General features: G+C 68.8%; 9 protein-coding genes. 7 read left to right on the top strand and 2 right to left on the bottom strand.

Features of this window, described 5'->3' with window-relative positions; genetic code table 11:
• Window positions 1-204 precede the first annotated feature (204 nt).
• Genes AC07B0_RS20600 through AC07B0_RS20615 form a run of 4 tightly spaced genes read left to right on the top strand, consistent with a single transcriptional unit; the run spans window position 205 to window position 5082 of the window.
• Entirely contained in the window at window positions 205-2427 is a 2223-nt protein-coding gene (locus AC07B0_RS20600) for a polyribonucleotide nucleotidyltransferase (RefSeq protein ID WP_356879390.1), read from the top strand.
• Window positions 2424-3803, top strand: coding sequence for a M16 family metallopeptidase (locus AC07B0_RS20605; protein WP_469381149.1), 1380 nt, complete (start codon window positions 2424-2426; stop codon window positions 3801-3803). The genes AC07B0_RS20600 and AC07B0_RS20605 overlap by 4 nt, the downstream gene beginning before the upstream one ends.
• A gap of 58 nt (window positions 3804-3861) precedes the next feature.
• Window positions 3862-4614, top strand: coding sequence for a 4-hydroxy-tetrahydrodipicolinate reductase (gene dapB / locus AC07B0_RS20610; RefSeq protein WP_356879368.1), 753 nt, complete (start codon window positions 3862-3864; stop codon window positions 4612-4614).
• 15 nt (window positions 4615-4629) lie between these two features.
• Entirely contained in the window at window positions 4630-5082 is a 453-nt protein-coding gene (locus tag AC07B0_RS20615; protein WP_356879370.1) for a tetratricopeptide repeat protein, read from the top strand.
• Between the two features lie 59 nt (window positions 5083-5141).
• Here AC07B0_RS20615 and AC07B0_RS20620 read toward each other — a convergent pair whose 3' ends face one another.
• Window positions 5142-5696 carry a PH domain-containing protein gene (locus AC07B0_RS20620; protein ID WP_356879372.1) on the bottom strand — a complete coding sequence of 185 codons (555 nt, stop codon included), beginning with the start codon at window positions 5694-5696 and terminating at the stop codon, window positions 5142-5144.
• Window positions 5697-5744: 48 nt separating this feature from the next.
• Window positions 5745-5984, bottom strand: coding sequence for a hypothetical protein (locus AC07B0_RS20625; RefSeq protein ID WP_356879374.1), 240 nt, complete (start codon window positions 5982-5984; stop codon window positions 5745-5747).
• Window positions 5985-6222: 238 nt separating this feature from the next.
• Between AC07B0_RS20625 and thyX the strand changes: the two genes are divergently transcribed.
• From thyX to AC07B0_RS20640, 3 genes are all read left to right on the top strand, one after another.
• The gene (thyX, locus tag AC07B0_RS20630; RefSeq protein WP_356879376.1) at window positions 6223-6963 is read left to right on the top strand and encodes an FAD-dependent thymidylate synthase; all 741 of its coding nucleotides are present in this window, start codon (window positions 6223-6225) and stop codon (window positions 6961-6963) included.
• A 228-nt stretch (window positions 6964-7191) separates the two neighbouring features.
• Window positions 7192-8091 (top strand): 4-hydroxy-tetrahydrodipicolinate synthase, encoded by a 900-nt coding sequence (gene dapA, locus AC07B0_RS20635; RefSeq protein WP_356879378.1) that lies wholly within the window; start codon window positions 7192-7194, stop codon window positions 8089-8091.
• Window positions 8092-8206: 115 nt separating this feature from the next.
• Window positions 8207-9892 (top strand): ribonuclease J, encoded by a 1686-nt coding sequence (locus AC07B0_RS20640; RefSeq protein ID WP_469381155.1) that lies wholly within the window; start codon window positions 8207-8209, stop codon window positions 9890-9892.
• Window positions 9893-10487: the final 595 nt, after the last annotated feature.

Below are 10487 nucleotides of genomic sequence, written 5' to 3' on the forward strand. Positions count from 1 at the left end.
AGTCTGGAGACAGCGCACAAGAGGAAGAGGAGGAGCGCCCTCCCTACGCCGCCGGTCCTCGGTAGTGGCATCCGGAAAGCCCCAGGAGGGCAGAGAACCGGGTGCTTCGATCGAAGACCGGCCCGCACGCCAGGAGCGCTTCTCCGAAACCGTCCGCCGCCACACGGGTGACGGACGGAGACGACGAAAATGGAGAAAACGCTAGTGGAGAACGAGACCCACTACGCCGAGGCCGTCATTGACAACGGTTCCTTCGGCACCCGCACCATCCGCTTCGAGACGGGCCGTCTGGCCCGCCAGGCCGCCGGCTCCGCCGTTGCCTACCTGGACGACGACACGATGGTGCTGTCCGCCACCACCGCGTCGAAGAAGCCCAAGGACCAGCTCGACTTCTTCCCCCTGACGGTGGACGTCGAGGAGCGGCAGTACGCGGCCGGCAAGATCCCCGGCTCCTTCTTCCGCCGTGAGGGCCGGCCCTCCGAGGACGCGATCCTCACCTGCCGCCTGATCGACCGCCCGCTGCGCCCGTCCTTCAAGAAGGGCCTGCGCAACGAGATCCAGGTCGTCGCCACGATCATGGCGCTCAACCCCGACCACCTGTACGACGTCGTCGCGATCAACGCCGCGTCCGCGTCCACCCAGCTGGCCGGCCTGCCCTTCTCCGGCCCGATCGGCGGCGTCCGCGTCGCGCTGATCCGCGGCCAGTGGGTGGCCTTCCCGACGCACACCGAGCTCGAGGACGCCGTCTTCGACATGGTCGTCGCGGGCCGCGTCCTGGAGGACGGCGACGTCGCGATCATGATGGTCGAGGCCGAGGCCACCGAGAAGACCATCGCCCTCGTCAAGGGCGGCGCCGAGGCGCCGACCGAGGAGGTCGTCGCCGCCGGTCTCGACGCCGCGAAGCCCTTCATCAAGGTCCTCTGCAAGGCCCAGGCCGACCTGGCCGCCAAGGCCGCCAAGCCCGAGGGCGAGTTCCCGGTCTTCCTGGACTACCAGGACGACGTGTACGAGGCCCTCGCGGCCGCCGTCAAGGGCGAGCTCTCCCAGGCGCTGACCATCGCGGGCAAGCAGGACCGCGAGGCCGAGCTGGACCGCGTCAAGGACATCGCCGCCGAGAAGCTCCTCCCGGCCTTCGAGGGCCGCGAGAAGGAGATCTCCGCCGCCTACCGCAGCCTGACCAAGGCCCTGGTGCGCGAGCGCGTCATCAAGGACAAGGTCCGCATCGACGGCCGCGGGCTCACGGACATCCGTACCCTCGCCGCCGAGGTCGAGGCCATCCCGCGCGTGCACGGCTCGGCGCTGTTCGAGCGTGGCGAGACCCAGATCCTGGGCGTCACCACCCTCAACATGCTCCGCATGGAGCAGCAGCTGGACACCCTTTCCCCGGTGACCCGCAAGCGCTACATGCACAACTACAACTTCCCGCCGTACTCCGTCGGCGAGACCGGCCGCGTCGGTTCGCCGAAGCGCCGCGAGATCGGCCACGGCGCCCTCGCCGAGCGCGCGATCGTGCCGGTCCTCCCGACCCGCGAGGAGTTCCCCTACGCGATCCGTCAGGTGTCCGAGGCCCTCGGCTCCAACGGTTCGACGTCCATGGGCTCCGTGTGCGCCTCCACCATGTCGCTGCTGAACGCCGGTGTGCCCCTCAAGGCCCCCGTCGCCGGTATCGCCATGGGCCTGATCTCCCAGGAGATCGACGGCAAGACGCACTACGTCGCCCTCACCGACATCCTCGGTGCGGAGGACGCCTTCGGCGACATGGACTTCAAGGTCGCCGGCACCAAGGAGTTCGTCACCGCGCTCCAGCTCGACACCAAGCTGGACGGCATCCCCGCCTCCGTCCTGGCCGCGGCCCTGACCCAGGCCCGCGACGCCCGCCTCCACATCCTCGACGTGATGATGGAAGCGATCGACACGCCGGACGCGATGTCCCCCTTCGCCCCGCGGATCATCACCGTCAAGATCCCGGTGGACAAGATCGGTGAGGTCATCGGCCCCAAGGGCAAGATGATCAACCAGATCCAGGAGGACACCGGCGCCGAGATCACGATCGAGGACGACGGCACCATCTACATCGGTGCCTCCGACGGCCCGGCCGCCGAGGCCGCCCGCGCCACGATCAACGCGATCGCCAACCCGACCATGCCGGAGGTCGGCGAGCGGTACCTGGGTACGGTCGTCAAGACCACCACCTTCGGTGCCTTCGTCTCCCTCATGCCCGGCAAGGACGGCCTGCTGCACATCTCGCAGATCCGCAAGCTCGCCGGTGGCAAGCGCGTGGAGAACGTCGAGGACGTGCTCGCGGTCGGCACCAAGGTCCAGGTGGAGATCGCCGAGATCGACCAGCGCGGCAAGCTCTCCCTGATCCCCGTGATCGACGGCGAGGCCGCCGGTGACGACGCTGACAAGGACGACTCCGACAAGTGACGTCGCGTAGTTCGCGTGTGACGGCCCGCCCCTCTTCGGAGGGGCGGGCCGTCGCCCGTACCCAAACCCTGCTCAAGGGGCAGAACGGCATCGGCACCGTCCGGCGCACCGTCCTGCCCGGTGGACTGCGCGTCGTCACCGAGACGCTGCCCTCCGTCCGCTCCGCCACCTTCGGCATCTGGGCCAACGTGGGCTCCCGGGACGAGACGCCCACGCTCAACGGCGCCACCCACTACCTGGAGCACCTCCTCTTCAAGGGCACCGACAAGCGCAGTGCCCTCGACATCTCCTCCGCGATCGACGCGGTCGGCGGCGAGATGAACGCCTTCACGGCGAAGGAGTACACCTGCTACTACGCCCGGGTGCTCGACACCGACCTGCCGCTGGCCATCGACGTGGTCTGCGACATGCTCACCGGCTCGCTGATCCGCGAGGAGGACGTCGTCGCCGAGCGCGGGGTCATCCTCGAAGAGATCGCGATGACCGAGGACGACCCGGGTGACGTGGTCCACGACCTGTTCGCCCAGACCATGTACGGGGACTCGCCGCTCGGCCGCCCCGTCCTCGGCACCGTCGACACGATCAACGCCCTCGGCGCCGACCGGATCCGCCGCTTCTACAAGAAGCACTACGATCCGACCCGCCTGGTCGTCGCCGCCGCCGGCAACGTCGACCACAACAAGGTCGTGCGCCAGGTCCGCGCCGCCTTCGACAAGGCCGGCGCGCTCACCCGCGCCGACGCCGAACCCGTCGGCCCGCGCACCGGCACCAAGCGGATCCGCACCTCCGGCCGCGTCGAACTGGTGAACCGCAAGACCGAGCAGGCGCACGTCGTCCTCGGCATGCCGGGCCTCGCCCGCACCGACGAACGCCGCTGGGCCCTGGGCGTCCTCAACACCGCCCTCGGCGGAGGCATGTCCTCCCGCCTCTTCCAGGAAGTCCGCGAGAAGCGCGGCCTGGCCTACAGCGTGTACTCGTACACCTCCGGCTTCGCCGACACCGGACTCTTCGGCGTCTACGCCGGCTGCCGCCCCAGCCAGGTCCACGACGTCCTGCGGATCTGCCGCGACGAACTCGACAAGGTCGCGGCCGAAGGCCTCACCGACGACGAGATCCGGCGCGCCATCGGCCAGCTCTCCGGCTCCACGGTCCTCGGCCTGGAGGACACCGGCGCGATCATGAACCGCATCGGCAAGAGCGAGCTGTGCTGGGGCGACCAGATGTCCGTCGACGACATGCTGGCCCGGATCTCCGACGTGACCCCGGACGACGTCCGCGCGGTCGCCCGGGACGTACTGGCCCAGCGCCCCTCGCTCGCGGTGATCGGCCCGCTGAAGGAGAAGCAGGCCGCCCGCCTCGACGAAGCGGTCGCCTAAATCCGTACGGACCCCCGGTCCGTACCCGCTCAAGGCTGCACACACTTAAGGACGGAACATGAGCAAGCTGCGCGTGGCGGTCCTCGGCGCCCGGGGCCGCATCGGCTCCGAGGCGGTCAAGGCCGTCGAGGCCGCCGAGGACATGGAGCTGGTGGCGGCCCTCGGCCGCGGCGACAAGCTGGAGACGCTGGCCGAGACCGGCGCCCAGGTCGCGGTCGAGCTGACCACCCCCGCCTCGGTGATGGAGAACCTGGACTTCCTCGTCCGGCACGGCATCCACGGCGTGGTCGGCACCACCGGCTGGACCGAGGACCGCCTCGGCCAGCTGAACACCTGGCTGGCCGCCTCCCCGCAGACCGGGGTGCTCATCGCCCCGAACTTCTCCATCGGCGCCGTCCTCACCATGAAGTTCGCCGCCCAGGCCGCCCGCTACTTCGAATCCGTCGAAGTGGTCGAGCTGCACCACCCGAACAAGGTCGACGCCCCCTCCGGCACCGCGACGCGTACGGCGCAGCTCATCGCCGCCGCCCGCGCCCAGGCCGGCCTCGGCGCGCAGCCCGACGCCACCGCCACCGCCCTCGACGGCGCCCGCGGCGCGGACGTCGACGGGGTCCCGGTGCACGCCGTCCGCCTGCGCGGCCTGCTGGCCCACCAGGAGGTGCTGCTCGGCAGCGAGGGCGAGACCCTCACCATCCGTCACGACTCCCTGCACCACAGCAGCTTCATGCCGGGCATCCTGCTCGGCGTGCGCCGCGTGACGCAGACCCCGGGCCTCACCTTCGGCCTGGAAAACTTCCTCGACCTCGGCTGATGAGGCAGTAGTCCCATGCGCGCGAAGATCACCTACTTCATCACGGCCGCCGTCCTGGCCGTGTACTTCGTCCTGGTCGGCAGCCGGGGCCTCATGCTGCTCCAGCAGGGCACCTGGCTCACCGTCACCTTCGGCGTGGCCGTGCTGATCCTGCCGGTCATCGGCGTGTGGTTCCTCTGGAAGAACACCCAGTTCGTCACCAGGGCCAACCAGCTCGCGACCGAACTGGAGGCCGAGGGCGGCCTGCCCGTCGACGAGCTGGAGCGGGACCAGTACGGCCGGATCCTGCGGGACTCCGCCGACGAGGTGTTCGCGCGCCGCAAGGCCGAGACGGAGGACGCGCCGGGGGACTGGCGCAGCTGGTTCCGCCTCGCCGTCGCCTACCACGACGCCCGCGACACCCCGCGGGCCCGCAAGGCCATGCAGCGGGCCATCGCCCTGCATGCGGGAAAGCCCGTACAGGTCTGATCCCCGTACGGGCTTTCCCGGCTGTGGCGGCAGCGGCGGAGGCGGCGCTCCGCGCCCCGTCAGGCCGGCACGGGCCGGTACTCCTGCGCCCACGCCTCCAGCGTTCCCGCGGCCCGGTCGAAGGCCTCGCCCCGGGACAGGAAGTCGGCGTTGTGGTCGGTCATCAGCACCGGCAGCTCCGTACCGGCGCTGCCGGCCACCGTCAGGGCCTGGCCCTGCACGGTCCTCGGCAGTCCCAGCCAGCGCACCGGCTGCTGGACCGTACGGATGGTGCCGATCTCGCTCCAGGCGACCGAGCGGGTCCGGAAGAACCCGACCCGGCGCAGGCCGGCCGGGCTGACCCAGACGCCCGTGCGCAGGATCCGCAGCGCGGAGCCGACCACCACGAGCGAGGCGGCCAGGCCGATGCCGGCCCCCAGCCAGGTCCCCGCGAAGGCGATGATCATCGTGGCCAGCAGCATGAAGGCCGCCAGCAGGAGCAGCAGGGCCGCTCCGGCGACCCGCCAGGGACCGGGCCGGTACGGCCGTCGCCAGCGCTCCGGATCCTCGTGGGGGAGGGCTTCGTCCTCATGTGCGTCGAAGACGCCGTCGGCCGTCAAGAAGGGCAGGGGCACGGCAGGACCTCACTCACGTGCACGTTCGATGGGGCTGTGCCCGTGAGGCTACCGCCCTTCGGAGGCCTCGGACTGCTGCGCCTTCCCGGTCGCCTTGTACGGCTGCAGTGCGGGCATCCCGAAGAGCAGCGAGCCGACGAGCCCCGCCACCACGGTCAGTCCGACCAGACTACGGGCGGCGATCTGGGTCTTGCTCAGACTCTCGCGCGGCGGCGGAGTGACGTTACTGCGGAATCGGTCGGCCTCGGCGACGAAGGCGAACGGTACGGGTTCGCGCCGGCGGAACATGGGAGCGACTCTCCTCACGATCGGGCCCCGGAGGGCGGCGGTGACGGGACGGACTGGGTTCTCCCTGTAGGACGTACGGGGGGCCCAATCGGTGCCGGAATTCGGGACATTAACGAAAAAATTTGGCGCCCCGTCAGCTGTGCGGGGGATCCCGGCGCCGCCCTGGCGTGCGCGAGCAGGCGCGGCGCGAGCCGTAGAGTGGGCGCGCCCCAGGTAAGACCGTTCGGAAGGACCCCGTGTGAGCGAGACCGCTGCTTCAGACCTGAAACCCAGCTTCCGCAGTGAGGTGACGGTGGAGCTGGTGAAGCACTCCGCCGCCGACTCCGACGTGCTGTGGGCAGCCCGGGTCTCCACGGCCGGCGAGCAGTCCCTGGAGGAGCTCCAGAAGGACCCGGAGCGCTCCAAGGGCCTCATCAACTACCTGATGCGCGACCGCCACGGCAGCCCCTTCGAGCACAACTCGATGACCTTCTTCATCAGTGCCCCGATCTTCGTCTTCCGGGAGTTCATGCGGCACCGCGTGGGCTGGTCCTACAACGAGGAATCCGGCCGCTACAGGGAGCTCCAGCCGGTCTTCTACGTCCCGGACGCGGAGCGCAAGCTCGTCCAGGAGGGCCGCCCGGGCAAGTACGTCTTCGTCGAGGGCACCGAGGCCCAGCAGGAGCTGACGGGGCGCGTCATGGAGGACTCGTACCGCCAGGCCTACGAGGCGTACCAGGAGATGCTGGCGGCGGGCGTGGCCCGGGAGGTTGCCCGTTCGGTCCTGCCGGTGGGTCTCTTCTCCTCGATGTACGCCACCTGCAACGCCCGCTCGCTCATGCACTTCCTCGGCCTGCGCACCCAGCACGAGCTGGCGGCGGTCCCGTCCTTCCCGCAGCGGGAGATCGAGATGGTCGGCGAGAAGATGGAGCAGCACTGGGCACGGCTGATGCCGCTGACCTACTCCGCCTTCAACGGCAACGGCCGCGTTGCCCCGTAAGGCCCGGTGCACGAGCGGCGTACGCATGTGCGGAGACAAGTCCCAAGTGTCCGTATTGCGGCGTTTCGCAAAGTTCATCTAGGCTGATCAAACGGACCCGGCACTGCTTGAACCCCCGAGCAGGCAGTGCCGGGATCCAACAACCCACCGGGCGGCGACTCGGAGGTTCCCCCTGTTGACGTCACCCGAGGGGGCGCCGCGAGCGTGGCAGCGAGTAGCGTGTTACCCATGGCTCCGATCTCGACTCCGCAGACCCCCTTCGGGCGGGTCCTCACCGCCATGATCACGCCGTTCACGGCTGATGGCGCACTTGACCTCGACGGCGCGCAGCGTCTCGCCGTCCACCTGGTGGACGCAGGCAACGACGGCCTGATCATCAACGGCACCACCGGTGAGTCGCCCACGACCACCGACGCGGAGAAAAACGACCTCGTACGAGCCGTACTCGAGGCGGTCGGGGACCGTGCCCACGTCGTCGCCGGCATCGGCACGAACGACACCCGCCACACCCTGGAGCTGGCCCGCCAGGCCGAGCGCACCGGCGCCCACGGCCTGCTCGCCGTCACCCCGTACTACAGCAAGCCGCCGCAGGAGGGCCTCTACCGGCACTTCACGGCCATCGCCGACGCCACCGAGCTGCCGGTCATGCTCTACGACATCCCCGGCCGCAGCGGTGTCCCGATCAACACCGAAACCCTGGTCCGGCTGGCCGAGCATCCCCGTATCGTGGCCAACAAGGACGCCAAGGGCGACCTCGGGCGTGCCAGCTGGGCCATCGCGCAGAGCGGCCTGGCCTGGTACTCGGGTGACGACATGCTGAACCTGCCGCTCCTGTCGGTCGGCGCGGTCGGTTTCGTCTCCGTCGTCGGCCACGTCGTCACCCCGGAGCTGCGCGCCATGCTGGAGGCTCACCTCGGCGGCGACGTGCAGAAGGCCGCCGAGATCCACCAGAAGCTGCTCCCGGTCTTCACCGGCATGTTCCGCACCCAGGGCGTGATGACCACCAAGGGCGCGCTGAACCTGCAGGGCCTGCCCGCGGGCCCGCTGCGGCTCCCGCTGATCGAGCTGTCCGCCGAAGAGACGGCACAGCTCAAGATCGATCTTGCCGCGGGCGGGGTACAGCTCTGACAACAGACTTCACAACTGAATAAGCAAGACCGAAACAGACGAATGCAAGTGCACGAATGACATGCGCGCCACGTGCCTTAGGGGGTACGTGGCGCGTGTGGTGAAGGAGAAACTTTTGAGCCATCCGCACCCTGAACTCGGACCGCCGCCGAAGCTCCCGAAGGGCGGCCTCCGCGTCACACCGCTGGGCGGTCTCGGCGAGATCGGCCGCAACATGACGGTCTTCGAGTTCGACGGCCGTCTGCTGATCGTCGACTGCGGCGTCCTCTTCCCCGAAGAGGAGCAGCCGGGCATCGACCTGATCCTGCCGGACTTCTCGTCGATCCGGGACCGCCTCGACGACATCGAGGGCATCGTCCTCACGCACGGTCACGAGGACCACATCGGCGCCGTCCCGTACCTCCTCCGGGAGAAGCCGGACATCCCGCTGATCGGCTCCAAGCTGACGCTGGCCCTCATCGAGGCCAAGCTCCAGGAGCACCGCATCCGCCCCTACACCCTCGAGGTGAAGGAGGGCGAGCGCGAGAACCTGGGCCCCTTCGACTGCGAGTTCATCGCCGTCAACCACTCCATCCCGGACGCCCTGGCCGTGGCGATCCGCACCGGCGCGGGCATGGTCGTGTGCACCGGTGACTTCAAGATGGACCAGCTCCCGCTGGACAACCGCCTGACCGACCTGCACGCCTTCGCGCGTCTGAGCGAGGAGGGCATCGACCTCCTCCTCTCCGACTCGACGAACGCCGAGGTCCCGGGCTTCGTCCCGCCGGAGCGCGACATCTCGAACGCCATCCGCGGCGTCTTCGCGAGCGCGCAGAAGCGGATCATCGTGGCCTCCTTCGCGAGCCACGTGCACCGCATCCAGCAGATCCTGGACGCCGCCCACGAGTACGGCCGCAGGGTCGCCTTCGTCGGCCGCTCCATGGTCCGCAACATGGGCATCGCCCGTGACCTGGGCTACCTCCGGGTTCCCGCCGGTCTCGTCGTGGACGTCAAGACCCTCGACGATCTGCCGGACGACGAGGTCGTGCTGGTCTGCACGGGCTCCCAGGGCGAGCCGATGGCGGCCCTGTCCCGCATGGCCAACCGCGACCACCAGATCCGGATCGTCCCCGGTGACACCGTGATCCTGGCGTCGTCCCTGATCCCGGGCAACGAGAACGCGGTCTACCGCGTGATCAACGGCCTGACCCGCTGGGGCGCCAACGTCGTGCACAAGGGCAACGCCAAGGTGCACGTCTCCGGCCACGCCTCCGCCGGCGAGCTGCTGTACTTCTACAACATCTGCAAGCCGCGGAACCTGATGCCGGTCCACGGTGAATGGCGCCACCTGCGCGCCAACGCCGAGCTCGGTGCCATGACGGGCGTTCCGAAGGACCGCATCGTCATCGCCGAGGACGGCGTGGTCGTCGACCTGATCGACGGCAAGGCCCGCATCTCGGGCAAGGTCCAGGCCGGCTACGTGTACGTCGACGGCCTGTCGGTCGGCGACGTCACCGAGGCCTCGCTCAAGGACCGCCGCATCCTCGGCGACGAGGGCATCATCTCGGTGTTCGTCGTGGTGGACAGCACCACGGGCAAGGTCGTCAGCGGCCCGAACATCCAGGCCCGCGGCTCCGGCATCGAGGACTCCGCCTTCGCGGCGATCCTGCCGAAGATCGAGGACGCCATCGCCCGGGCCGGCGCCGACGGCGTGGCAGAGCCGCACCAGATCCAGCAGCTCATCCGCCGCACCATGGGCAAGTGGGTCTCGGACGGCTACCGCCGCCGCCCGATGATCCTCCCGGTCGTGGTCGAGGTCTGACCTCGCCCGTAGCGACCACACCGGAGCGGGGCAACCGGATTTGCATCCGGGGGCCCCGCTCCAGTACGTTTACGTCTCCACCTCGCACGACCCCGAGCACACACGTGTGCCCGGACCGGTCTGCGAGCGGGTGGGATCCAAGACCCAGGGAGACCTGATAAAGTCTGATCCGCCCGAAAGGGAAAGGCCCCCCGAAGGCCATCGGAATTCCAATCCAAGTCGGAAACGACACGGAAATGAATCTGATAGAGTCGGAACCGCCGGAAAGGAAAAGCGCGAAAGCGCAAGACCTGGAAAGCACCGAGGAAATCGGGCCCGAAAGAGTCTGATAGAGTCGGAAACGCAAGAACACAGAACGAAAGCCCGGAGGAAAACCCGAGAGGGTGAGTACAAAGGAAGCGTCCGTTCCTTGAGAACTCAACAGCGTGCCAAAAATCAACGCCAGAAGTTGATACCCCGTCCACTTCGGTGGATGAGGTTCCTTTGAAAAAGACCTGCCGGGCCTTCGGGTGCTGGTAGGCAATTACACAGCGAGGACGTTGTGGCGCGTCGGTCTTATTCCGACATGACGTGCCCGCTCTAAGTGATGTGTGCA

Source organism: Streptomyces sp. NPDC044704, assembly GCF_056433525.1.

Coding starts and splice junctions, on each gene's coding strand:
- dapA (WP_356879378.1), top strand. CDS start 7,192: ATGGCTCCGATCTCGACTCCGCAGACCCCCTTCGGGCGGGTCCTCACC.
- AC07B0_RS20615 (WP_356879370.1), top strand. CDS start 4,630: ATGCGCGCGAAGATCACCTACTTCATCACGGCCGCCGTCCTGGCCGTG.
- dapB (WP_356879368.1), top strand. CDS start 3,862: ATGAGCAAGCTGCGCGTGGCGGTCCTCGGCGCCCGGGGCCGCATCGGC.
- AC07B0_RS20625 (WP_356879374.1), bottom strand. CDS start 5,984: ATGTTCCGCCGGCGCGAACCCGTACCGTTCGCCTTCGTCGCCGAGGCC.